This window comes from Paraburkholderia phenoliruptrix, assembly GCF_047325075.1.
GTDB lineage: Bacteria > Pseudomonadota > Gammaproteobacteria > Burkholderiales > Burkholderiaceae > Paraburkholderia > Paraburkholderia phenoliruptrix.
In genome coordinates this window covers 1,150,814-1,173,719 of record NZ_CP168530.1, presented here as the reverse complement: position 1 = coordinate 1,173,719, position 22,906 = coordinate 1,150,814, and the positions used below count along the sequence as shown (strand labels likewise).

General features: G+C 63.7%; 22 protein-coding genes. 8 read left to right on the top strand and 14 right to left on the bottom strand.

Annotated features, from left to right (window positions below):
- The first annotated feature begins 96 nt into the window (after positions 1–96).
- Complete coding sequence (locus tag ACEN8U_RS05230; protein ID WP_310108401.1) at positions 97–594, top strand: acyl-CoA thioesterase; 498 nt, start codon at positions 97–99, stop codon at positions 592–594.
- A gap of 22 nt (positions 595–616) precedes the next feature.
- On the opposite strand, the gene ACEN8U_RS05225 is transcribed toward ACEN8U_RS05230, so the two are convergent.
- The 8 genes from ACEN8U_RS05225 to ACEN8U_RS05190 form a co-directional block, all read right to left on the bottom strand.
- Positions 617–2,047, bottom strand: coding sequence for an ATP-binding protein (locus ACEN8U_RS05225; protein WP_310108403.1), 1,431 nt, complete (start codon positions 2,045–2,047; stop codon positions 617–619).
- Between the two features lie 23 nt (positions 2,048–2,070).
- Positions 2,071–3,042 carry a response regulator gene (locus tag ACEN8U_RS05220; protein ID WP_310108405.1) on the bottom strand — a complete coding sequence of 324 codons (972 nt, stop codon included), beginning with the start codon at positions 3,040–3,042 and terminating at the stop codon, positions 2,071–2,073.
- Between the two features lie 326 nt (positions 3,043–3,368).
- Positions 3,369–4,043 (bottom strand): HAD family hydrolase, encoded by a 675-nt coding sequence (locus ACEN8U_RS05215; protein ID WP_309588113.1) that lies wholly within the window; start codon positions 4,041–4,043, stop codon positions 3,369–3,371.
- 58 nt (positions 4,044–4,101) lie between these two features.
- Positions 4,102–4,794, bottom strand: a complete 693-nt coding sequence (locus tag ACEN8U_RS05210) for a DUF2894 domain-containing protein (protein ID WP_310108408.1) — start codon at positions 4,792–4,794, stop codon at positions 4,102–4,104.
- A complete protein-coding gene (locus tag ACEN8U_RS05205; RefSeq protein ID WP_310108783.1) occupies positions 4,787–5,431 on the bottom strand; it encodes an OmpA family protein in 645 nt (214 codons plus the stop codon). The genes ACEN8U_RS05210 and ACEN8U_RS05205 overlap by 8 nt, the downstream gene beginning before the upstream one ends.
- 5 nt (positions 5,432–5,436) lie before the next feature.
- Entirely contained in the window at positions 5,437–7,881 is a 2,445-nt protein-coding gene (locus tag ACEN8U_RS05200) for a DUF802 domain-containing protein (protein ID WP_310108410.1), read from the bottom strand.
- A gap of 10 nt (positions 7,882–7,891) precedes the next feature.
- Positions 7,892–8,641: a DUF3348 domain-containing protein gene (locus tag ACEN8U_RS05195; protein WP_310108412.1), complete on the bottom strand. Its 750-nt coding sequence runs from the start codon at positions 8,639–8,641 to the stop codon at positions 7,892–7,894.
- Between the two features lie 184 nt (positions 8,642–8,825).
- Positions 8,826–9,473 carry a helix-turn-helix domain-containing protein gene (locus ACEN8U_RS05190; RefSeq protein WP_013590676.1) on the bottom strand — a complete coding sequence of 216 codons (648 nt, stop codon included), beginning with the start codon at positions 9,471–9,473 and terminating at the stop codon, positions 8,826–8,828.
- Between the two features lie 105 nt (positions 9,474–9,578).
- On the opposite strand from ACEN8U_RS05190, the gene ACEN8U_RS05185 reads away from it, so the two are divergent.
- From ACEN8U_RS05185 to ACEN8U_RS05175, 3 genes are read left to right on the top strand one after another with little or no spacing between them, the layout of a single operon-like run.
- Positions 9,579–10,865: an MFS transporter gene (locus tag ACEN8U_RS05185; protein ID WP_310108414.1), complete on the top strand. Its 1,287-nt coding sequence runs from the start codon at positions 9,579–9,581 to the stop codon at positions 10,863–10,865.
- Between the two features lie 13 nt (positions 10,866–10,878).
- On the top strand, positions 10,879–12,420 hold the full coding sequence (locus ACEN8U_RS05180; protein ID WP_310108416.1) for an amidase: 1,542 nt from the start codon (positions 10,879–10,881) through the stop codon (positions 12,418–12,420).
- 12 nt (positions 12,421–12,432) lie between these two features.
- Positions 12,433–13,665 carry an FAD-binding oxidoreductase gene (locus ACEN8U_RS05175; protein ID WP_310108786.1) on the top strand — a complete coding sequence of 411 codons (1,233 nt, stop codon included), beginning with the start codon at positions 12,433–12,435 and terminating at the stop codon, positions 13,663–13,665.
- A 46-nt stretch (positions 13,666–13,711) separates the two neighbouring features.
- On the opposite strand, the gene ACEN8U_RS05170 is transcribed toward ACEN8U_RS05175, so the two are convergent.
- Entirely contained in the window at positions 13,712–13,984 is a 273-nt protein-coding gene (locus tag ACEN8U_RS05170) for a hypothetical protein (RefSeq protein ID WP_013590680.1), read from the bottom strand.
- A 120-nt stretch (positions 13,985–14,104) separates the two neighbouring features.
- On the bottom strand, positions 14,105–15,532 hold the full coding sequence (locus ACEN8U_RS05165) for a bifunctional diguanylate cyclase/phosphodiesterase (protein ID WP_310108419.1): 1,428 nt from the start codon (positions 15,530–15,532) through the stop codon (positions 14,105–14,107).
- A 255-nt stretch (positions 15,533–15,787) separates the two neighbouring features.
- Between ACEN8U_RS05165 and ACEN8U_RS05160 the strand changes: the two genes are divergently transcribed.
- On the top strand, positions 15,788–16,738 hold the full coding sequence (locus ACEN8U_RS05160) for a LysR substrate-binding domain-containing protein (RefSeq protein WP_310108423.1): 951 nt from the start codon (positions 15,788–15,790) through the stop codon (positions 16,736–16,738).
- 100 nt (positions 16,739–16,838) lie between these two features.
- Here ACEN8U_RS05160 and mctP read toward each other — a convergent pair whose 3' ends face one another.
- Both mctP and ACEN8U_RS05150 read right to left on the bottom strand, forming a co-directional pair.
- Positions 16,839–18,320, bottom strand: a complete 1,482-nt coding sequence (gene mctP, locus ACEN8U_RS05155; protein ID WP_310108425.1) for a monocarboxylate uptake permease MctP — start codon at positions 18,318–18,320, stop codon at positions 16,839–16,841.
- On the bottom strand, positions 18,317–18,514 hold the full coding sequence (locus ACEN8U_RS05150) for a DUF3311 domain-containing protein (RefSeq protein ID WP_013590684.1): 198 nt from the start codon (positions 18,512–18,514) through the stop codon (positions 18,317–18,319). The genes mctP and ACEN8U_RS05150 overlap by 4 nt, the downstream gene beginning before the upstream one ends.
- Positions 18,515–18,884: 370 nt before the next feature.
- On the opposite strand from ACEN8U_RS05150, the gene ACEN8U_RS05145 reads away from it, so the two are divergent.
- The 3 genes from ACEN8U_RS05145 to ACEN8U_RS05135 are packed head-to-tail and all read left to right on the top strand — an operon-like array spanning position 18,885 to position 21,562.
- Positions 18,885–20,306, top strand: a complete 1,422-nt coding sequence (locus ACEN8U_RS05145; protein ID WP_310108428.1) for a cache domain-containing protein — start codon at positions 18,885–18,887, stop codon at positions 20,304–20,306.
- A complete protein-coding gene (locus tag ACEN8U_RS05140) occupies positions 20,303–20,950 on the top strand; it encodes a response regulator (protein ID WP_013590686.1) in 648 nt (215 codons plus the stop codon). Before ACEN8U_RS05145 ends, ACEN8U_RS05140 begins: the two co-directional genes overlap by 4 nt.
- Before the next feature lie 42 nt (positions 20,951–20,992).
- Positions 20,993–21,562 carry a hypothetical protein gene (locus ACEN8U_RS05135; protein WP_310108431.1) on the top strand — a complete coding sequence of 190 codons (570 nt, stop codon included), beginning with the start codon at positions 20,993–20,995 and terminating at the stop codon, positions 21,560–21,562.
- Positions 21,563–21,597: 35 nt separating this feature from the next.
- On the opposite strand, the gene ACEN8U_RS05130 is transcribed toward ACEN8U_RS05135, so the two are convergent.
- Positions 21,598–22,083 (bottom strand): hypothetical protein, encoded by a 486-nt coding sequence (locus ACEN8U_RS05130; RefSeq protein ID WP_310108433.1) that lies wholly within the window; start codon positions 22,081–22,083, stop codon positions 21,598–21,600.
- A gap of 22 nt (positions 22,084–22,105) precedes the next feature.
- Complete coding sequence (locus ACEN8U_RS05125) at positions 22,106–22,888, bottom strand: H-NS family nucleoid-associated regulatory protein (RefSeq protein ID WP_310108436.1); 783 nt, start codon at positions 22,886–22,888, stop codon at positions 22,106–22,108.
- Positions 22,889–22,906: the final 18 nt, after the last annotated feature.

The window sequence follows — 22,906 nt, the reverse complement described above, 5'->3', positions numbered from 1 at the left end:
CACATCGTCCATTTCCCCAACAGAATGGGATATGCCCGCCGTGCCGGCCGGCATGTGTGGCTGCCACCAGCAGCCATCCTGCAAAAGGAAAATCGTATGTTGATGCGAGAAGCTATCCCCCAGGCTCTGAATCGCGGTAACGCTCAGCTTTCGGAGAACCCGCTCACCGCCGGGTCGCCGAAGACCTTTGTCCATTCCTTCGACATCTATCTAAAAGACTCCAATGCCTTCATGAATACTTATTTCGCGCGCTACTTCGAGTGGCAAGGCGTGTGCCGCGAACGGTGGTTCCATGAATGCATTCACGACGATCTGCTCGGCTCGGACGGCATGTTCGTGACCAAACGCGCGCATCAGGAATATGTGCATGAGACGTTTCCGTTCCAGCGCGTGGATTGCTATCTGAACACCGTGCAAGTCAGGCAATGCTCCGCCTACCTGCTGTTTCGCTTTTGCGTCGACGGACGCAAGGTGTCGCAGGGCTATCAGCAGATTCTCTACGCGGGCCGCGACCGCAAGATCCGGCGCTTTCCGGATGGAATCGTCGAACGTGTGAAGGAGTATGAGTTGCCGTTGTCCGCGCTGACGGAGTAGGCCGCGGCGCACCGCGAAAGGCTTAACGCCGGCGCGCCTCGCGCGCCGGCAAGCCGGGCAACGCCCTGTCCGCTGCCGAACCCGGTACGGGCAGGCGCACGGTGAAGGTAGTGTGCGTGCCGCGCACCGACGTGCATTCGATACTGCCGCCGAGCAGCTCCGTCGCGCGGCGGCAAAAAGCGAGGCCCATGCCGGCGCCGCTGCCATGGCGCTTGGTCGAAAAGAAGGCGTCAAAAATATGCGGCAGAACGTCCGGCGCGATGCCGGGTCCGGTGTCGCGAAATTGCAGCACGCAGAATCCCTGGTCCTCCCGCGCGCTGATCGCGATCTGCCCTTCGCCGCTCACGTGAATCGCATGCAACGCGTTTTTCAGCAGATTGAAGAGCACGAACACGACTACCGTGTCCGAGCCGGAAAAACGCAGCGTCGAGTCGATCGGCGAGACCGTGATGCGCTCTCGTTCGCCTGCGCGAAACGGGTAACGCTCCAGCGCGGAGTTCACGCACTGCTGCACGGCATGCGCGCTGAAACGGCTGCGGTCCAGCCGGTCGAGGGTGAAGGAAGCCAGCGCCATTTCGACCATCGCGCTCGTGCCGGATACTTCGCGCCGGATTGCCGTGGCAAGCTGGCTAATGCGCTCGGTTTGATCCGAATGTTCGTGGTCGTCGTACAGGCCGTGCGCGACGGCAAGCCGATAGCCTTTGAACACATGACTCCAGACGCTGGCAATCTCGTCCGCGTGCATGCCGATGGTGGCGAGCGGCGTCGCGATTTCGTGTGCAATGGTGGCCGCGAGCGCATAGGGATGAATCAGGTGATAGCGCACAATCGTGATGGCGAGCAGCCCCAGGCTCAACGCGATGAACAGCACGCCGGGCGGATAAAACGGATAGCCGTAGTTGACCGCGTAGTCGACAGCGGCGAAAGAATACAGGCCCAGCGCCGCGAGACACAGATCGAGACGCCGCCGCGCCTCGCCGCCCGCCTGCTTGCGCGCGCCGAGCAGAAGCTGCGCGCTGCGCGCCGCGAGCAACACCGTCTGCAGGACATGCAACGGATGCAGCGGACCGGCGACCGGATAGTAGCCGAAGAAAAAACGCTGATAGCCTGACACCACTTCATTGCCGGGCAGCAGGACCGCCAGCACGACGCATAATCCATACGAGGCCAGCAACATGGGCCGCTCGCGCCGCCGCGCCGCCACCTCGGTGACGAAGTGATAAAAGGTAGTGGGAAGAAACAGAATGAACAGATAACCGACGCGAACCAGCAAGGCCGCGATCTGCGGGTCTTCAGTCTGGAACAGCAAGGTCCATGTGCCCTGCCATGCGAAGGTGGCCGAGCACATCAGAAGGAATGGCGCCGAGAGCCGCGTCAGCCCCTGCGTGATGACGACATAGAGGCCGAACACGACGAACATGGCCGACACGAAGGCGGTAGGAATGGCGTACATGTAGCTCGACGCGCCGGCAGGCGTTAGCGCGCCCGGTTGCTCCGCCAATGCGCGTAGGTCAGCGGCTTGATGCCGGCTTCGGCCACTTCCGGCGACTCGATCGGACTCCAGCAGTAGAACGCGTCGCCCCAGCCGGGAATGGGCTGCGGCTTGAGCATTCTGAACTCGAGACTGGATCGATACGCGAGATGCGGCCAGAAGAGCGGCATGACTTCGCGCACCGCCATCTGCTTCAGCAACTCGGCGGGGCCGCTTTCGTCCGCGACGATTTCGCCCTGCGCGATCCAGTCGTGCTCGGCCCACGCGACGAAAACGCTCGCCCTGCCCTCGCGGTCGAACATGAGAATCGCATTCTGCTCGGGACGCCAGTAGTACTCGAGAATGCCCTTCTCTTTCACCACGTCGTCGATTACTTTGCGCGTGCGCGGATCGCAATAGGTGATGCCGTTCTCGCCGAGTGCAAGCCAGCCCGCCTCGGAACAGTGGCGGCTCTTGGCGTCCTTCAGGAAGTGAACGAGCCGGTTCGCCGAATCGGCGTCGGTCTTGCGCAGATACAGATCGACAATGCCCGCGTTGAATGCCTTGACCGCGACGGTTTCGTCGGCGACGCCCGTGAGCAGAATTTTCGCGCAATGCAAGTTGGAGATGGACGACAGAAACTCGACACCGCTCACGCCCGGCATGTCGTAATCGACCACGACAGCGGCCACTTCGGCGAAACGCGCATCGCGCGCCAGCACGTCCCGCTGCGGCGATGTTTCCACGAAGCGCTCGAATCCCGTCTCGCTCAGGCACGCCGCAGCCGGGGCGAACTCCAGCGAATTCTCGCGCGCGTGCTGGCGGATGAAGGCGAGCGCCGTTTGCGGCCGCGAAAAAAACAGATTGGTGGAAACGTCCGGAAAGAACCGGCGTAGCGCGTCGAGATAGTTGTCGTTGTCGTCGACGAAAACAACCGTGGTCGGATAGGAGACGGGTGGTCGAATAAACTTGTTCATATTTTCACGTGGTTCGTCGTGCCGCCGCAGCGGATCACCGTGACAGGCTCGCCGGTCGCCGCACTCGCTCACGTGGAACATGCCGGCGCGCCGCCACCTGCGTACACGCCGGTCTTTCTATCGCTGTTGCCGGGCCGGTTCCCGTTGATCCGTATAGTACAGGGCTCTTGGCTTCAACAGTACAAAGTTACGCGTGTTTAAGCCAGCGTATGCGGCCTGAATAAAGCGAATAAGCGATACGGATAAAAACGCGGATAGAAACGGGGATAGGGGACGCGACGGCCGCCCGCCCGTTGGGCAGCCGCGCGATGCCGCGACGGCGCCGGTTACGGCCGCGCGGCCACTTCGTCCAGATGATCGAGCAGCGCAGCCGGGTCGTCGTAGACCCGGAGCGCGCCGGCGCGCTCCAGCTCTTCCGTGCCGTAGCCGCCCGACAGCAAGCCCACGCCGAGCGCGCGGCAGCGCCGCGCCGCGAGCATGTCCCAGATGCTGTCGCCGACCACGACCGAATGCTCGATCTCGACGCCGAGGCGTTCGGCTGCCGCAATGAAGAGATCGGGGTCGGGCTTTGCGTATTTGACGTCGTCGCGCGTGACGACGACGGCTTTCGACGGATCGACGCCGAGCGCCTCAAGATTCACGGCCGCGGTTTCCATGCGGCCGCTGGTGGCGACAGCCCACGGCGTGCCGGCTTGCGTGAGCGCGTCGAGCAATTCGCGCGCGCCCGGCAGCGGACATACTTGCGCGCGCAACCTTTTATACGCCGCCGCATGCGCGTGACGAAGACGCTCGCCGCGCTCGGCGCTGATGTCGCCGTGCGTCTCGCGCAAAAGCTGATTGGTGAAGAGGCCGCCGCTCATGCCGATTTTTCGATGGATCCGCCACACCGATAGGGCAATACCTTCGCTGTCGAGCGCTTCTTTCCAGGCCAGCACGTGTTGATAGACGCTGTCGACGAGCGTGCCGTCGAGATCGAACAGAAATGAGGTCTGGATACGCATGGTGGGCTCCTTTCGATGGCTACGCCCGCCAATATGCCACGTCAAGCGCCGCGAGGCATCAGCGCGCCTTGCCGCGCGCGCCCTTGCCGGCCGTCGCGGCGCGCGGAGGATCCTTGCTGGCCGGCGCGCCGCCGCCCACTTGCTCGAGCCACGACAGCGCGTCGACATACGACAGAAACTGTTTCAGATAGCCCGGCGACAGCTCGCGCATCAGCGAAAGCGAGCGATGCACGAGACTGCTCGAATTGAGCGGACCGGCGTTGCCGGGCGCCGGTTGCAGCGACTGGCGCACCTGCTGGTCGGTGCGCACGCGCGCCCACGTCTCACGGAAATAATCGAGCTCGGGAAGTTCGGGATAGGCGGGCTGGCCGGGCGGCGGGCGCCGCGCTGCGCCTTGCAATTCGCCGACGAGTTCGGCGAGCGCGCTCTGGGACGGCTCGCGCTCGCAGACGGCGTCAGTGGCTGCGGCCGCGGCGCGTGCGCGCAGCGGGCTGTGGTGCTCGTGGTCCTCGCGGTCGCCGGGTTCTATCTTGCGCGCATACGCTTCGAGCAGCGCGGCAAGCTTCTCGTCGAGCACACGTCGCGCCTCGCCGCTGTGTCCGGCGGCGCGCCGCTCCAGCGCGTCGATGAAACGAAACCGCAGCGGGTCTGCCAGGTCGGCACCGCGCGCCCGCCAGCCGTCGAGGATCGCGCGCGGCGTCTGCGGCGTGCCCGCCGGCTCCGTCGCCTGATGGCTCGCGCGATTACTCACGAGACTTTCCCGCCGCCGCGAGCCGCGGAACCGGCGCGATCTCCACGCGGCGGTTGCGCGCGCGCCCTTGTTCGTCGGCATTCGAACTGACCGGCTGAGCGGAGCCGAAGGCCGCCGCGAACACCGACGACGCCGGCACGCCCGCGTCGATCAGCGCGCGCGTCACGGTCAGCGCGCGCTGCGCCGACAGTTCCCAGTTGTCCGCGAAACGGCGGTTGCCTTCGCGCAGCCGCTGGTCGTCGGTGAAGCCGCTCACCATCAGCAGCTGGTCGTTCGCGCGCAGATAGGCGGACAGCGGCCCCCCGAGACTCTTCAGCAGGTCCCGCCCTTGCGGCTGCAACTGGTCGGAGTTCAGCGCGAACAGCACATTGCCGCTGATGCCGATGCGTCCGTTGACGAGCGTCACACGGCCGGCCGCGAGCGGGCCGGCGAGCGCCTCTTCGAGCGTTTTGCGGCGCTGCGTTTCGAGCTGGCGCTGTTTGACCTCCTGCTCCAGCTTGTTCGACAGTTCGAGCTGCACGCCGATCACGGCGACCAGAATCAGCATGAACGCGCCGAGCAGCACCGACATCAGGTCGCCGAACGCCGCCCAGATCGGCGTGCCGGGTTCCACGCCGCCGTCGATGTCCTCGCTCATCCCGCTCATGCCGCCTCGACTCCGTCTGCGGTGCGCTCGGCCGCGAGCCGCTGCAGATCTTCGACGATCTGCTTCTGCGACATCACGCTCAGGTCGACCACCTCGCGCGCCTGCGCGACGTAGTAGGCAAGCTGTTCGTCACTGCGCGCGAGCGACTTGTCGAGCGCCGCTTCGATTCGCTCCAGATGCGCGACGAGCTTGTCGTTCGATTCGCCGAACATCTGCACGGCCGCGCCGAAGGCCTCGCTGAGGCTCGCCACTTCGACGGCGCCGCCCGTGATCTGCGCGGCAATCGTGCCGATCTTCTCCGCCTCGGCCTCGACCTTCTCGGTGAAGCGAGTGCCGACACGGTCGAGCAGATCCGCCGACGTCGCGACGAGCGCGTCCACAGCCGTGCGCTGTTCCGCCGATGCATGGTTGACCGCGTCGAGCAGCGTTTCCAGCGTTTCGAGCAGGCGACTGCGCTCCTCGAGCATTGCGGTGTCGCGCACCATGCTGTCCGAGAGCTTCTGACGCAATTCGGCAACCACTTCGGCCGCGGCCTTCGGCGCCTCGGACGCCGCCTGCACGAGCCGCGAGATTTCAGCGATGGTTTCGCTCGCGTGCGTCTGGGTCTGAGCGGAGATATCGCGCGCGGTCTGCTCGAGCGTGTCGCAAATCTGCTGCTGACGGTTCGCCGTGCGCTCGCCCGCCTGCTGCCATTCGTTGCCAAGCGTGGTCGCCAGCGAATCGAGCTTCGCGGTCCAGGCGGTTAGACGCTCTTCGTTGTGCTCGCCTGCCAGTTGCCATTTTTCGCTGAGCGCAGCGGCCATCGAGTCGAGCTTCGCGGTCCACGCCGCCAGCTGGTGCTCGTTGTTTTCGCCTGCCTTCTGCCATGTCTCGCCGAGCGAACTCGCCAGCGCATCCAGCTTCGCGGTCCACGCCGCCAGCTGCTGCTCATTATTTTCGCCCGCTTTCTGCCATGTCTCGCCGAGCGAATTCGCCAGCGCGTCCAGCTTCGCCGTCCAAGCCGCGAGTCGCGCTTCGTTGTGCTCGCCCGCCTGCTGCCATTCCTTGCCGAGCGCGGCCGCCATCGACTCAAGCTTCGCCGTCCATGCCGCCAACCGCGCTTCGTCTCGCGACGCCATGGCGTTCTGCAAGTCCGCATGCGACTGGCCGACGGTCCGCAGCAACGACGACGAGTGCGCCTCGAACGCCGCGGCTGCCGCCGCCAGGGTCTTTTCGTGCCGCGCCGCCAGCGTCTCGCCGCTCTGCTGCTGGCGCGACAGCGCCTCCTTCCATGTCTCGGAGATGTTGCCCGCCGCGGCTTCGAGACGCGCGGACACGCCGTCGACGAGTCCGTTCGAGCGCTCGTCGAAAGTCTCGGTGAAGCGCTCCAGCGACGCCTGCAATTGCCGGCTCAATGCCTCGTTCGACCGTTGCTGGCCGGCGAGCGCCTCGTTCCAGATGTCGGCCACCTTCGCCGTGGCCGACTCGAAACCGTTCGACAAGCCGTCCAGTTGACGCTGCACCGCCTGCGAGACGCTCTCGTGCAAGGCCGCGCTCTCGCGCGCGAGGCCGGCCATGGTGGCCTGCATGACGGGCTCGAGCGCCTCGCCGGCGGCTCGCGTGCTGTCCGCGACGCTCTGCTTCAACGACTGCTCCACCGAGGCCGCGAGGCGCGCATACGCGAGCTGAGCCTTGCTGTGAAACGCTTCCTGGCTGGCCAGTTGGCGCTCGTTCAAAGCGAGACTGTGCTGCTCCATCGCGCTCATCATCGTTTGCAGACGGTCGACGAGCGTAGGCATCAGCTCCGCCTGCTTTTGCAGGAGGCGGAAGCTTTCGTCGCGCCGATGCGCCTGCGAATAGATGCGCAGTGTGGTCGCGACCTTCACGTCGAGCTGTTGCGCGGCTTCGAGCCGCTCGCGGCGGCACAACGCCGACAGCAGGCCGAGCATGGCGGAACTCGCCACGCCCGCAATCGAAGTGCCGAACGCAAAGCCCAAACCTTTGACCGGCGCGGCCAGCGAGGCGCGGATCGCAGCGAGGTCGGTCGCGCTTTCGAGCGCGAGGCCGGTGCCGCGCAGCGTGACGACCATGCCGAGCAGCGTGCCGAGCATGCCGAGCAGCACCAGCAAGCCCACGAGATAAGGCGTGAGCGCGGGCCCCGGCAACGCGACGCGTTCGCCTTCGATACGAAGGCGCGCCGCGTTGCGCAAGCCCGGATGCAATTGCTCCAGCCACGCGCCGAGCCGCGGCGGCGGTTCGGACAGCCCCGCCACCGCGCGCGTGAGCGTGCCGGTCGCCGCGCTATAGCGGCGCAATTCGAGTGCGCCGGCCAGATAGAAGGCACCGATCAGCAGCGTGACCGCCAGTGCGAGCCAGTTCGAACCGACATAGCCGATGGCAATGCCGCACACCGCGGCAAGACCTGCCGCGAACACAACGAGATCAATACGATATCTGGACATAGTGTCCCAGTTAGCGAGTACGAAGGGCGGCGAGCAGCCCTTCGACCGGTTGTAAACGAACATCCAGCTCGGCCAGCAGCACGCTCAGCATGTCCTGGCGGAATGCATCGAGCCAGAGGCCGGACGCAGCAGGGACGGCAGCAGCGGCGGGAACACCCTCGTCCGCTGCGGGCGTCGCGGCTTCCGCCTGCTGCGCCGCGTCGCGCAGCCGCTCGAAGTGGCCGGCCAGCAGCGCCGGCAGGCTCGCGAAGAGACTCCGTTCGCGTTCGGCGAGCGCGCGTTCCATGACGGCGTCCACCACCGCGAGACGGCCCATCGCCGGCGTCTTTGCTGCGAGCAGCGCGCGCAGCCGGCCGCGCAGACTGCCGACAGCCGTTTCCATCGATTGCTGCATGGCCTGATAGCGCTGGCGAAACACCACGTAGTCCACCGGCGCAGCGGGCGGCTCTCTATACGCGGGACCGCGGCGCTTTGATGTCGCGAACGCGCTGTCGCCGGTAATCGTATTGACGAGCGATGCCCGCACGCGCGCGCATTCGGCTTCTTCCGCGCTGCCGAAGCTCCGCGCGCCCGCGGGCACGGCAGGCGGCGCGCCTGTGAGCGCCGACGAGAGCGCGATCGCGTCCGTCCAGCCGAGCCATTGGCTCAGCCGGCCGGACAGCGACTGCCGGGGTTCGGAAACGTCGACATCGGCGAAACGCGACAGCAGGCGAACGAGCGCGGGGCCGCTGAGAGCTGTGCGCTGAGGGGCTTGCAACATACCACCGGATGCAAAAAAGTCAGCAGTTTACACGCTGACGCACGCGGCGGCTTCAGTCCCCATAAGAACGTCCCGTCGCGCAGACATCGTGGCGCCCGCGAATGGACGTTCTGGGCTGCCGCGCATGCGACGGCCGCGTGGGATTTGCGCCGCGCCGCCGCCCCCGCCGCCCCGGGCTTCCGCTTCAGATCGCTCCACGCGGCCGGGGCTGCTCGGCATCGACGCAGCACACGAGCGCATCGGCGTCTTCATCCCCGACGCTCAGATAGATATGCCCGATGGAACTGTCGAAATAGAGACTGTCGCCCGGCGTCAGCCTGAACGACTTGCCGTTCTCGAAGCGCAGTTCGAGCTTGCCGGCGAGCAGAAAGACGAACTCCTCGCCCGCATGCCGGATGTACTCGGGAAAGTCGGACACGGCGCGCGCGTGGATGTGCGCGCGCATCGGCATCATGCGTTTGCCCGTCAGGTTGTTCGCGAGCATGCCGTACTCGTAGTTCGGCGTGTCGTACACAGGTTGCTTGCCGGCGGCGGTGAACGACGGCTTCATCGCGCCGGCAGCCGGCTTGCGGCGCCGGCCGAAGATCGCGTCGAACTCCAGCTCCAGCGAATGCGCGAGCGCCGCGAACTTGTCGTAAGTCAGCGCGATGTCGCCCCGCTCGGCCTTCGAGATCGTCGAAACCGCAATGCCCGAGCGCTCCGAGAGCTCCGCCAGCGTGAGCCCGCGCGCCTTGCGCGCCTGCCGCAAATGCCCGCCCACCAGCTTGTGATCGAGCGCGGGCGGCGCTTCGTCCGCGCTCGCCCTGAGTTGTTCCACTACGGCTTTGACCATCTCACCTGATTCCGCTTGCCAGAAAAATTTCTCGTATCCGAGAAATTTATTTTTTCTCGTATATGATAACTCACGTCGATTCCACCTTCCTGTGGGGCCCGTATCGTGTCTACCTTTGCGCTCAGTCAATCCGGCTTGACGAAGACCCGCGTCATCACTGCCACGACCATCGGCACGGCGCTCGAATTCTACGACTTCACGATCTACAGCTTCTTCGCGATCCAGATCGGGCAGTTGTTCTTTCCCGGCGCGTCGCCCGTCAATCAGTTCCTGCTTTCCATCGGCGTGTTCGGCGTGGGCTTCGTGGTGCGGCCGCTCGGCGGCGTGGTGATCGGCGCTTATGCGGACCGCGCGGGGCGCAAGAACGCGATGGTCCTCACCATCATGCTGATGGCGCTCAGCTGCGCGATGATCGCGTGCGCGCCGACTTACGCGGTAGCCGGACTCGCGGCGCCGCTGATCGTGCTCGTCGCGCGCCTGATACAAGGCTTCGCGGCCGGCGGCGAGTTCGGACCGGGCACGACGCTGCTCGTCGAATATGCGACCGACAGCACGCGCGCCTTCTTCGCGAGCTGGAATTTCGCGGCGACTGCAGCGGGTCTCGTGCTCGGCGCGCTCGTGGCGACGCTTGTCAACGTACTGCTGCCGAAGCAGGCGGTGCTCGAGTGGGGCTGGCGCATTCCGTTCGTGCTCGGCATCGTCGCCGCGCCGGCGGGCATGCTGATCCGCCGGCGCCTCGAAGAAACGCTGACGGAGCGCAAGCCCGGCGAAGCGCCGCCGCGCGGCGCGCTGAAGGCCGCACTGACCACACATCTCAAGCTGACGATTCTCGGCACCTTCGCCGAGTTGGGCGGTTCCGTGTCCGTCTATATCACCGCGTTTTTCTTGCCGAGCCATGCGGTGCGCGCGCTGCATCTGTCGTCGACGTCGGCGGTCATTTCGGGTATCGTCAGTTCGCTCGCGCTTTTCGTCGCGGCACCGCTCGCCGGCATGCTCGCGGATCGCTATACCCGCAAGCGCGTGCTGGTCATTTCGCGCGTCGTGATGCTGCTCGTCGTCTATCCGGCGTTTGCATTTCTGAGCGCGCATCCGTCGATGACCGCGCTTTGCATCGTCTCCGCGCTGCTCGCCGTGTTCGTATCCGGGCAGATCGTGCCGGTGCTGGTCATGATCCCGGAACTGTTCCCGAAGCATGTGCGCGCAACGGGCATTGCCTTGACGTATGTGGTCAGCGCATCGTTTTTCGGCGGCTTCTCGCCGTTTATCGCGAGCTGGCTCGTCGCGCGTACCGGCAATCCGCTTGCGCCAGCATGGTATGTCGCGACGGCGTGCGCGATTTCACTCGTGCCGGTAATCTGGCTGAAGGACCGTACCGGCGAAGCACTCGCCTGACGAAGAGGACGCAATGAGTCGTGACAATGTAAGTGAGCACAACGAACTGGTAGGCCGCAGCGCGGTCGAGCTGCGCCGGATGATCGGCGCGAAAGAGATCTCTCCTGTCGAACTGCTCGATGCATGCATCGAGCGAATCGAGGCCGTGAATCCCGCCGTCAACGCCATTACGGCCACCGACTTCCCGGCCGCGCGAGCCGCCGCGAAGCGCGCCGAACAACAGGTGCTCGACGGCGAACCGCTGGGTCTGCTGCATGGCTTGCCGCTCGGCGTAAAGGATCTGGAAAATACCGCCGGACTCCTGACGACCTACGGTTCGCCGATGTCGCGCGGCAACGTCCCCACGCAAGATGTGGTGCTCGTCGAGCGCCTGCGCGCCGCTGGCGCAATCGTCACCGCGAAAACCAATGTGCCCGAACTCGGCGCGGGCGCGAACACGCGCAATCCGGTGTGGGGCGCAACCGGCAATCCGTTCAATACCGCGCTGAATGCCGGAGGCTCGTCGGGCGGCTCCGCCGCTGCGCTCGCGTGCGACATGTTGCCTGTGTGCACCGGCTCGGACACCGGCGGCTCGCTGCGCATTCCCGCTTCCAAATGCGGCGTAGTCGGTTTTCGTCCGACGCCGGGACTCGTGCCCAACTCGCGCAAGCTGGTGGGCTGGGCGCCGATCTCGGTGGTCGGGCCGATGGGCCGCACCGTCGCCGAGGCATGCCTGCAACTCGCGGCGACAGCCGGCATTTCCGCGGGCGATCCGCTCAGCTTTCCCGTCGATCCGCTCGGTTTTGCCGCGCCGGCCGACATCGACCTCAGCACACTGCGCGTGGGTTGGACTGAAGATTTCGGCAGTTGCGACCTGGACGCATCGATCCGCCAGCTGTTTCGCGAGCGCGTGGCGCTGATTGCGCCGTCTTTCCGTTCGTGCGAAGAAGTCCGCTTCGATCTCGGCGACGTGCACCGCTGCTTCGACGTGATTCGCGCGGAGAGTTTCGTCGCCGGTCTGCATGACGCCTATACACGCGACCCGGATCAGCTGGGCCCGAATACGCGCGCCAACTACGAGCTCGGCGCGCGCATGAGCCTCGGGGACAGCGCGTGGGCGCAGGCCGAGCAGACGCGCATTTTCAAACGCTTCCAGGCCGCGTTCCGGCAGTACGACGTCATTCTCTCGCCGACCACGTCGGTGTCGCCGTTTCCCTGGCAGCAGCTTTACGCCGCGCAAATCGATGGGCGCGAGCAGGACAACTATTACCGCTGGCTCGCGCTCACCTACGTCGTCACGCTCACGACGCACCCCGCCGTCTCGCTGCCATGCGGACTCGATCACGCCGGCATGCCGTTCGGCTTGCAGATCGTCGGGCCGTTTCATGGCGACCGCAAGACGCTCGGCATCGCGCATGCCATGGAGCAGGTATTCGCGCAATCGCCGGTATTGCGCCGGCCGCGACCGGATCTGTCGAAGCTCACAAAAGCGGACGCGTCGCTCCAATCGATCGTGACCTCGCCTCCCCTCTTTAACGACGCGGGCACGAGCGGCTCCGGCGTCTCGGCGGTTTAAGCGATGACAGCTATCAAATTCGATACCGTGGTGCTCGGCGCCGGCATTGTCGGTGTGTGCGTGGCCGTGCATTTGCAGCAGCGCGGCCGGCAGGTTGCACTGGTAGACCGCAAACCGCCCGGCAACGAGACGTCGTTCGGCAATGCGGGGTTGATCCAGCGCGAAGGTGTTTATCCCTACGCCTTTCCGCGCGGACTCGGTGCATTGCTTCGCTATGCACGCAACCAGTCGCTCGACGTTCGCTATCACGCCGACGCGCTCTTCCATGCAGCGCCGTTCCTATGGAGGTACTGGCGCAATTCCGACCCCGCGAAACACGCCCAGATTGCGAGGTCGTATTCGACGCTGATCGAACACTGCGTGAGTGAACATCGCGCGCTCGCCGCCGCAGCAGGCGCGAGCGCGCTGCTGCGCCCGACCGGATGGATCAAGGTGTTTCGCAGCAATGCCGCGCAAGATGCGGAACTGCGGCTCGCAGATCAATGGCACCGCGAATACGGCGTTGAGTTCGAAGCGCTCGACGCCGCACGCCTGCAGCAGGCCGAGCCGGATCTCGACAAGGCCCTGCGAGGCGGCTTGCGCTATACGCAGGCGGATTCGGTGAGCGACCCGAACGCGCTCGTCACGGCCTACGCGAAATACTTCGAGAGCCTTGGCGGCCGGTTCTTTACCGGCGACGCCAACACGCTGCGCAACGGCTGGGACGTCGCAACGGACGCGGGGACGATCAGCGCTTCATCGGTAGTCGTTGCATTGGGGCCGTGGTCCGGCGTGCTCAGTTCGCGGCTGGGTTATCACCTGCCGCTCGGCGTCAAGCGCGGCTATCACATGCATTACGCGCCGCGCGCGGGTGCGCGCCTCAATCATCCGGTGCTCGACGCAGAAAAGGGCTATCTGCTCGCGCCGATGGCGCGCGGCATCCGCCTCACGACCGGTGCCGAGATTGCGTTGCTCGACGCGCCGAAAACGCCGACGCAACTCGCCGCCGTCGAACCGATTGCGCGCACGCTTTTTCCACTCGACAAACGCCTCGACGATCAACCGTGGATGGGCGCACGGCCCTGCACGCCGGACATGATGCCCGTGATCGGGCGCGCTGAAAAACATCAGGGCTTGTGGTTTGCATTCGGCCACGCGCATCACGGACTCACGCTCGGGCCGGTGACGGGCCGCCTCATCGCCGAAATGATGACAGGCGAGCAAACGCTGGTGAACACGCGGCCTTTCAGAGTGGAGCGGTTCTAGCGGCAAACGGCGGCGGCATACGGCAACGGCATACGCGGTGCTTCCTTCAGTGCAGCGGTTGCATGGCGGTCCATCGCGTCCAGCCGCTCTCACCCTTCATCGCGCTCATGCGCAACGCGCGTGAGCCATCGGGAAAAATAATCGACTCGGTGCGGCATGCTTCGGGGTCCGGAAGATCGCGCAAAGCGACAAAACCGATTTCGTGTTTGAACGACAGATTGCCTTCACGCAATATGCCGAGGTAAGCCGGTTCCTCGTTGTCCATTGGCTGAGCCGTGCAGCGGTTCAGCAGCACAGCGGCGACTTCTGCATCACACATGGTCTCTCTCCTGACTAATACAACACCACCCGGCCCGGCGGTGCTCGAGTTCGTGTTTTTATAAAATCATTCTAGAAGTCGCGGGCGAAAACGCTAACTCCCAGTTTTACGATCGCTTCCTTATCTCAACGGACGCGCGCTAGCGAAGCAGCCGGCTCCCGTCAACCTGACGGCATAGTCTGCAGCACTGCCCGGCCAGCCGAACAGGTAGCCTTGCAGCGTGTCGCAGCCCATTGCGTGCAGCGCGCTCGCCTGTTCTTCGGTCTCGACGCCTTCCGCGGTGACGGACATTCCGCACGCGTGCGCCATCTTCACGACCGCATGGGCAATGGCCGCGCAATCCCTGTCGCCGGGCAAGCCCGCGACAAACGAGCGGTCGATCTTCAGGCCATGCAGCGCAAAGCGCTTCAGGTATGACATGGAGGCATAGCCCGTACCGAAGTCGTCGATGGTCAGCTTCACACCCAGTTTCACCAGCTCGGACATCGTCGCGCATACAGCCGGATCATCGGGCATCAGCATGCCTTCTGTGATTTCCAGTTGCAGAGCGGAAGGTTGCAGGCCGGTGTTGGCAAGACATGCAGCGACATGCTGCACGAGCCGCTCGTTGAACTGCACCGGCGAAATGTTCACGGAGACAGTCACGCCCGGCGCAATGCTCCAGCGCCAGTCCGCGACCTGTGCGCAGGCCTGCTCCAGCACCCAATCGCCGACTGCTTCCATCAGCCCGGCCTGCTCGGCGATCGGGATGAATTCGGCAGGCGCGACGTCGCCGAGTTCGCTGCTCGTCCAGCGCAAGAGCGCCTCGACGCCCAGTATTTCGCGTGATGCAGCGTCAACGACAGCCTGGTACGCGACTCTGAATTCGCCCGCATCGAGCGCATCGCGCAGCAGGTCTTCAATCGCAAAGCGGCGTTGCGCCGCTTCCTTCATGTCACGCGTAAAAAAACGCACGCTGCCGGGGCCGTATGTTTTCGCACGGCGCATCGCGGCGCCGGCATCGCGCATGAGAAGCGCCGCGTCGCGGACATCGCCGTTGGAACGCGCAACGCCCACCGATGCGCTCACGCGGTACTCACGGCCCGCAATCACAAACGGCTCGACGAATAAAGCCAGAACCTGTTGCGCGAACGCGGGCAGCGCCGGCGCGTCGCGGTGACCGTCTGTAACAATCACGAACTCGTCGCCGCCGATGCGGGCAAGCAGATCGTTCGCGGCCACGGTGCCGGCGAGCCGCTGTGCGACGCTGCGCAACAGGCGGTCGCCGAGATCGTAGTCGGCAATGTCGTTGATCCTGCTGAAGCCGTCCACGTTGACAACCAGCATCGCCACGCATGCGGCCTGCGCGGATCTCAGCCACTGCTGGGCGCGCCCTGTCGCGTAGGCGCGGTTATAGACGCCCGTGAGCGAATCGATAAACGAACCATGTGCGCAGTGGCCCTGGACACGCGTTTGCATGGCGACTGCCTGCAATGACGCGTCGCCGCACGGGGGATGGAGTCGCACATCCGATTGAGTTGGCGGCAGCACGGAAACTTGCCCAGTCATCGTTACGCTCCTATGCTAAGCATTACACACGAACCGTATGACAGTTCGCTTTATGCACTCAGCCAATTTTTAATAACCTTCAGGACTACGGAGGTAAGCGCCTTTATCTCACGAGGGAAGAACAGGCACCGCGACGCCATAGCCGTGCCTCCACGATATGCCGGCATAGGCCTCTTGAGAACGGGTCACGTTGGTGAACGCGTAAAGCAACGTCAAACGCTTCACCGCATGCCGCACAAACCGCTGGGCCACACAATGAAAATCCACCAACTGCGCGTCCTGATCGCCATTGCCGATGCAGGCAGTGTCAGAGGCGCCGCGCGCATGCTCGATTCGTCGCCGGCCGCCGTTACGCAAAATATCCAGCAACTGGAAGAAACCGTGCGCATGCAACTCGTCGTGCGTACATCGTCGGGCGTGACGCTTACGGCATGCGGGCAAACCCTGCTTGCGCATGCGCGGCTCGTCGCGGCACAAATGACGCGGGCGCACCAGGCCATCGATGCCATGCGCGGCGAACCGAGCGGACGTCTTTCCATTGCGGTGACTGCCTGGGTCGCGCTGACGTTTCTGCCCGAAACCGTGGCGCGCTTTCGCACCCGAATGCCGGCCATCCAGCTGGAATTGTTCGAAGGCTTGCTGGCCATTGCCACACCGCGTCTGCGTGACGGCAGCCTGGATATTTATGTCGGACGGCAAGCGCCAGGCGCAACGACTTGCGACTTCAACTATCAGCCGCTGTTCGCCACGAGCCGTGCGGTGGTCGCGCGGCAAGGTCATCCCCTTGCGGACTCGCGTTCGCTCTCGGACTTGCTCGAGAACGACTGGCTCGTCGCGCTCGATCCGCAGACCGAAGGTCAGGCGTCCTATCAGATGTTCGCCCGCCACGGGCTGCCGGTGCCGCGCAGTATTCACTTTCTGCATTCGCTTACCGTCGCGGTTGCGCTGCTCAAACGCACGGACATGCTCAGCATTTTTCCGTGGCCGCTCGTCGAACTGTGCGCCGCGCGCGACGGTTTGTGCGCAATCCCGCTGCGGGAGGAACTCGAAGACTCGACGGTTGGCATCATCATGCGCACCGGTGAGCCTGCCGACGCCGCGTCACGATGTTTTATTGACTGCCTGATCGAAACGATCCGCGACGAATCCTGGGGCCGAACAACGGATATCCGCCGGGCCATGCAATCGGTGGAAGTGCTCGTGTAATGCGCTCGTGGCAAGCGCCTCGTCTGGCGTGGGGCTCAAATAAAAAACGCCGCGAGCGCAACGGCTCGCGGCGTCATAACACTCGCTGCTGCAGGAGCGCTCAGGCGGTCACCGCCACCCGCCGCGGCGACACGGCGGATACTACAAACGCGACCACGATGTTCACCACGAGCGCGATCAGGCCAATATAAACCGGGTAGACCGCATCGCCGATATGCAGTGCGAACACCGGCTTGAGCCCTTGCGAAATGGCGAGCGAGGTGCCGAGCACGATGCCGGCCAGCCAACCGCTGAACAGGCCCGGCGTATTCAGGCGCCGCGTGTACAGCGAAAAGACGATAGCCGGGAAAATCTGCAGGATCCACACGCCGCCAAGCAATTGCAGGTCGATTGCATATTGGGTCGGCAGGAACACGATGAACAGCAGCGCGCCGAATTTGACGACGAGCGAGACGATCTTCGCATTTGCCGCCTCGGCTTCGGGCGTGATGTTCGGCGACACCAGCGGACGCCACAAGTTGCGCGTGAACAGATTTGCCGCGCCGATCGACATGATCGCGGCCGGAACCAGCGCACTGATTGCGATAGCTGCCGCCGAGAAACCGACGAACCACGACGGGAACAGCGTGTTAAAGAGTGCAGGCACCATGTCCGACGCCGACTTCACATGCACGCCTGCCGCAATCGCCATGTAGCCGAGCAACGCGATCAGGCCGAGCAGCAGGGTGTAAGCCGGCAGGAAGATCGCGTTCTTGCGGACCGTCTTCGCCGACGAAGACGACAACACTGCCGTCATCGTGTGCGGATACATGAATGCAGCAAGCGCGGAGCCCAACGCAAGCGATGCATACGCGGTGAATTGCGTCGGTTTGAGGATGATGCCGGTCGCGCCGCCCTTCGCCTTGAAGTACGTATCCGCTGCGTCGAATACATGCGCATAGCCGCCGAGTTTTGCAGGAATCAGCCACACCGCCGCGATCACGACGATGTAGATCATGATGTCCTTCACGAACGCGATCATCGCCGGTGCACGCAGGCCGCTCGCGTACGTGTAGAGCGCCAGAATCACGAAAGCGACAATCAACGGCAATTCGCCGCTCACGCCGAGCCCTTTGATCACCACTTGCATGCCGACCAGTTGCAGGGCGATATACGGCATCGTCGCCACGATACCGGTCAGCGCGACCGCGGCCGGAAACCACTTGCCGCCGTATTCGCCGTGCACGTAGTCCGCTGCCGTAATGTGATTCTTCGCATGCGCGACCTTCCACAGCTTCGGCATGACGGCAAACACAAAGGGATAGACGATGATCGTGTACGGCAGCGCGAAGAAGCCATAGGCGCCGACGGAATAGACGAGCGCCGGCACTGCGATCACCGTGTACGCGGTGTAAAAGTCGCCGCCTACGAGGAACCAGGAAATGATCGTTCCGAACTGACGGCCGCCCAGACCCCATTCGTGCAATTGCGTGAGATCGCCGCGTTTCCAGCGAGCGGCAAAGAAGCCGATCACGGTGACAAGAGCAAAGAATGCGATGAAGACGGTCATCGCAACCGGATTGACGGGATTCAGATCACTCATTTGACACCTCGATACACGATGTAAATCAGTAGCGAGGTCAACGGCACCCACAGGAACTGATACCAGTAGAAGAACGGAAACCCGGCAAACGACGGACGTGTGTCGTTATAGAACGGCAACCACAACAGCGCGATATACGGGAGCAAAAGAATGAGCCAGAGCCATGACCGGCCGGCGGATGGGGAGGTCTCCATATACATCTCCTAGGTCTATTATTGACACCGCGCATCCGGACTCGTGGTCCGCCGCGCGGAAACCCGGTCATGGGCATCTGCATGGAATACCCACGCGATAACCCTGCAGAAACCGGAATCTGCCTGTGCGCAACGCCGACGCATGACGAGGCGAGCATGAAGCTGGCCCGCCGCAAGGTTCATACGAATCGCGCACCGGAATATGCGCCGAAATAAGCACCGAATGGCGCCGGCATGACGGCGAAAGCGTCCCGCGAGACGCAGTACGCCGCGGGGATGTAGTATTCGCCTTCGTGGGCGTCCTCACAAGCGCGCAACTACGTAAGCGGGCTACGTATTACTACGTAGCCGACTGCCGGTCTTTTCAACGATGAAACTCAAAGCCAAGATTGTCCTGCTGGCTATCGTGCCCTTCCTTGCGGCTATCGCCAGCATCGAAATCGGTGTGCGCCGCGAAGCGACCGCGCTTGCGCAAACGCAGCACGCGACCACCCAGGCGGCCTACATGGCCAGCAAGGAGATCGAACTCAAGCATTACGTGGAGTTGGCGACCTCGGCGATCGCACCGCTTTACGAAGCTGGCGAGGACAACGCGCGCGACGACGCGCTGCGCCGCACGCGCGCGCTCGGCGTTCTCGAGAAGATGGACTTCGGCAAAGACGGCTACTTCTTCGTCTACGACATGCACGGCCGCTCGCTGATGCATCCGCGGGAGCCCGACCTCGTGGGGCGCGATTTGTCGGAGCTGCGCGATCCGCAAGGTGTGCCGACCATCCAGAAGCTGCTCGCAGCGGCTGCGCAGGGCGGCGGCTATGTGCGTTATCTGTGGCATCGTCCGTCGACGGGCAAGGTTGCTTCCAAGCTCGGCTATGTCGTGCCGCTCGAACGCTGGGGCTGGATGATCGGCACCGGCATCTATCTCGACGACGTCGATACGACGCTCGCGCATATCGACGAACGGGCGGCGAGCAATATCGATCGCACCATGATGTGGATCGACGCCATTGCACTCGCGGGGCTCGCCGCCATTGCACTGTGCGCGCTCGTGCTGAACGTCACCGAGTATCGCAGCGCGGACGCAAAACTGAAGCGGCTCGCGCAGCAGGTCGTCGAATCGCAGGAGAACGAACGCGCGCGGCTCTCGCGCGAACTGCATGACGGCATCAGTCAGATGATGGTGTCGGTGAAACTGCTGCTGGAATCGGCGCTCGCCCGTTTCGAGCGCAGCGAGACGCGCGTGCCCGCTGCCGAAGCCGCCCTCTCCACCAGTCTTACGCGGCTCGGCGACACACTGCGTGAAGTGCGGCGTATTTCTCATGCACTGCGTCCGTCGATGCTCGACGACCTGGGCGTCGCAGCGGCAATCGAGCAACTCACGCGCGAACTCAGCGAACAGTCGGGCATTGAAATCAGCTTTACCCAGATCACCCACACGCATGCCGCCGTGCTCGCCGATGCGGTCAACACCGTGCTGTTCCGCATCGCCCAGGAAGCTTTGACGAACATCGTGCGGCATGCACACGCGTCGAGCGCAGCGCTGGCGCTCGAAGTCTCGAACGATGCGGTCACGCTCAGTATCGCCGACAATGGCTGCGGGTTCGACGTCGCGCACGCGTTTGTGGGCCGCCGCTCGGGCGTGGGACTGCGCAACATGCGTGAACGCGTGGAAGCGCTCGGCGGCACGCTCGAACTCAGTTCACAGCCTGGCCACACGCTCGTCACCGCGCGCGTGCCGCTTGGCCTCGGCGCAACGAATCTGATCGAGCCGAGCTTGCAGGGGACCTCTTCATGAACGACACATCGCACGTCACTGCCCGGCTGATTCTGGTCGACGACCACCCGCTCGTCCGCGACGGTTTGCGTGCGCGACTTGAAGCGGTGCGTAATCTCGAGGTGGTGGGCGAAGCAGGTAATGCGCAAGAAGCGCTCGCGCTCGCTGCGAGTCACGAACCTCACCTCGTGCTGATGGACGTCGGCATGAACGGAATGAACGGTATAGCGCTTGCCGGCATGTTTCATGAGCGTTTTCCGGGCATTCGGGTGCTGATGCTGTCGATGCACGACAACCTCGAATACGTCACGCAGGCCGTACGGGCGGGCGCAAGCGGGTACGTATTGAAGGACTCGCCCGCGACCGAAATCATTCAGGCCATTAGCGCGGTGCTCGACGGTAAGACGTATTTCAGCGCCGGACTCGGCGCGCGATTGATTCAGGCCTCGGCGATGCAATCGCCGGTTGAACGGCTCACGCCGCGCGAGCGCGATATTCTCGATGCGCTCGCCGAGGGCCTGTCGAGCAAGCAGATTGCGCAACGCAATGATCTTTCGGTGCGCACCGTCGAGACACATCGCCTCAATTTAAAGCGCAAGCTGGACATTGAAGGCCAGGCGGAACTGATCAAGTTCGCGGTGGAAAACCGGCGCACGAGCCGTTAATGCCGCGAGTGTCCCGCTGGGCAACAAGTGGAGACAATAAGAATGAGACGATCGATGTGCGGACCAGCAAGTGCCTTTAAAGGTGCCGCTTTATGTCTATGCGTGTCGCTGCTTTCAGCTGTTTTTCCGGCTCACGGCGACGAACAGCGAACGAATCGCGGACACGATCCATTCTTCCAGATCTCGAAAGCGATTGACGCGTGCCCCGTGCCGCTCGGCCCACTCGAAACCGAAGCGGAATGGCTCGCCGACAGTCATTACCGCATTGAACGCGGCAACAGCTGCTGGATAGAGGGCCGTTGCCGTTTATCCAACGCTTACCTGTACGATACGGAAATTGCCGAAGCCGTGCAGCGGCGTCTCGCCAATATCAATGCCGCCATGCACTGGCGGGAACAGTCGACACTGTGGCTCACGCTGCAACGCCGGTTCATTTATGTGCAAGGCTGTGTAGCGCCCGGCTTCGACAAGCAGGCATTCCTTCAAGAACTCGCCAAAACTGCGGACGTCGAACGCGTGATCGATGACACCACAACCAACCCGCGTGCCGCCCAACTACCCTATAAAACGCTGGCGGACCCGGACCGGCCAGTAGTCGATCCGGGCAACTAGCTCACGGCAAGCGTCATGCGCCATATCGAACGGGGCTATCGTACCAAGGCAAACGCCTCGCGGCTCGCTATGTCGGCTGCGCCATAGATGCCCACCACGGTGTAATCCGACGCAATGCACTCGAAGGTGGCTTCCAGAAACGTAATGACGAAATGGCGTCTTGCAGATTCCGTGGATGACACTGCGGCAAGCTCATCCACCAGAGAAGAATGCGTCACCTCATGGGCCGAATATGCGGTGAGACCTTGCGACGCGAGCGGATGAATCTCCAGATCACGCTCCCCCGGCGGCCCTAGCCGATGAAACACCGTGTCGGGAAATAGCACTGCGCAGAAGGGATCGTCGTCGGGATCGAACGGACCGTATCGCTCGAAGTCGGACTCCGCGATTGGATACGCGAGAATCACGCGACGGTCGCTGGCGACAATGAATGGTTCGGCAGCGTCGGCTGCCGGATGAGGAATTGAGTCCAGCAGGAGAACCTGATCCTCCTGCTGGGACGATTCGAGCGCGCTCGTCATGTACTTCGCTATTCCCGTACGCTTATGCGCTCGCTGCCGTTGACGCCAGCGGTGCCGCCGCGCTCGTTGTCAATTCAGAAGCTGCGGCTTTCTTGCGGCCGGGCGCTTTTGCTGCGGCTTTCTTCGCGGTGACTTTTCGCGCCGCAGCTTTCTTTGCAGCGGGCTTGACGACAGCCTTTTTAGTCGCCGCCGATTGGCTGCGTGCCGTGGTCTTTTTCGCCACCACTTTTTTTGCGGCAGCTTTCTTGCTGACCGCGCCGCTCGCGGCCGCGGACGTCGCTTTGCCGTCGATCAGGAACCTGGTGCGGTCTTTCACCGCTGCGAGCCAGCGAGGCGCCGGACCGCGTCCGCTCCACGTTGCGCCGGTGGCGGGGTCGCGATACTTGGGCGGTTGCGCGCCTTTCGGCTGACCTTTGCGTTTCGCGCGAGTCGCGACACCGCTTGCAGACGGCCTGGATTCGCTCGCGCCGTCAATGAGAAACACGCTGCGGTCTTTTGCACCGGCAATCCAGCCGGGCGCACGGCCATGTCCAGTCCACGTCGCGCCCGTTTTATGGTCGCGGTACTTCGGTATCTTCTGTCCGGCCGCAGTGGGCTTCAATTTGCCGCTCGCGGCATTACCATTCAGGCCTTTGGCTGCGCGGCGCGCTTTGGCTTGTGCTTCGATGTCCGCGGTGGTCAGGCCGTGCTTGAGCATCAACTCGCGAATCTGGTCGATTGCGATTTGCGCTTTCCTTGCAATAAGGGCGTCAGCTTGTGCCTGGAGCTTCTTAAGCTTTGCCTGGATCTGCTCTAACGTGGGCATTGAATTGCTCCTTATGTG

Coding starts and splice junctions, on each gene's coding strand:
- ACEN8U_RS05230 (WP_310108401.1), top strand. CDS start 97: ATGTTGATGCGAGAAGCTATCCCCCAGGCTCTGAATCGCGGTAACGCT.
- ACEN8U_RS05225 (WP_310108403.1), bottom strand. CDS start 2,047: ATGTACGCCATTCCTACCGCCTTCGTGTCGGCCATGTTCGTCGTGTTC.
- ACEN8U_RS05220 (WP_310108405.1), bottom strand. CDS start 3,042: ATGAACAAGTTTATTCGACCACCCGTCTCCTATCCGACCACGGTTGTT.
- ACEN8U_RS05215 (WP_309588113.1), bottom strand. CDS start 4,043: ATGCGTATCCAGACCTCATTTCTGTTCGATCTCGACGGCACGCTCGTC.
- ACEN8U_RS05205 (WP_310108783.1), bottom strand. CDS start 5,431: ATGAGCGAGGACATCGACGGCGGCGTGGAACCCGGCACGCCGATCTGG.
- ACEN8U_RS05200 (WP_310108410.1), bottom strand. CDS start 7,881: ATGTCCAGATATCGTATTGATCTCGTTGTGTTCGCGGCAGGTCTTGCC.
- ACEN8U_RS05195 (WP_310108412.1), bottom strand. CDS start 8,641: ATGTTGCAAGCCCCTCAGCGCACAGCTCTCAGCGGCCCCGCGCTCGTT.
- ACEN8U_RS05190 (WP_013590676.1), bottom strand. CDS start 9,473: ATGGTCAAAGCCGTAGTGGAACAACTCAGGGCGAGCGCGGACGAAGCG.
- ACEN8U_RS05180 (WP_310108416.1), top strand. CDS start 10,879: ATGAGTCGTGACAATGTAAGTGAGCACAACGAACTGGTAGGCCGCAGC.
- ACEN8U_RS05170 (WP_013590680.1), bottom strand. CDS start 13,984: ATGTGTGATGCAGAAGTCGCCGCTGTGCTGCTGAACCGCTGCACGGCT.
- ACEN8U_RS05165 (WP_310108419.1), bottom strand. CDS start 15,532: ATGACTGGGCAAGTTTCCGTGCTGCCGCCAACTCAATCGGATGTGCGA.
- ACEN8U_RS05160 (WP_310108423.1), top strand. CDS start 15,788: ATGAAAATCCACCAACTGCGCGTCCTGATCGCCATTGCCGATGCAGGC.
- mctP (WP_310108425.1), bottom strand. CDS start 18,320: ATGAGTGATCTGAATCCCGTCAATCCGGTTGCGATGACCGTCTTCATC.
- ACEN8U_RS05150 (WP_013590684.1), bottom strand. CDS start 18,514: ATGGAGACCTCCCCATCCGCCGGCCGGTCATGGCTCTGGCTCATTCTT.
- ACEN8U_RS05145 (WP_310108428.1), top strand. CDS start 18,885: ATGAAACTCAAAGCCAAGATTGTCCTGCTGGCTATCGTGCCCTTCCTT.
- ACEN8U_RS05140 (WP_013590686.1), top strand. CDS start 20,303: ATGAACGACACATCGCACGTCACTGCCCGGCTGATTCTGGTCGACGAC.
- ACEN8U_RS05135 (WP_310108431.1), top strand. CDS start 20,993: ATGAGACGATCGATGTGCGGACCAGCAAGTGCCTTTAAAGGTGCCGCT.
- ACEN8U_RS05130 (WP_310108433.1), bottom strand. CDS start 22,083: ATGACGAGCGCGCTCGAATCGTCCCAGCAGGAGGATCAGGTTCTCCTG.
- ACEN8U_RS05125 (WP_310108436.1), bottom strand. CDS start 22,888: ATGCCCACGTTAGAGCAGATCCAGGCAAAGCTTAAGAAGCTCCAGGCA.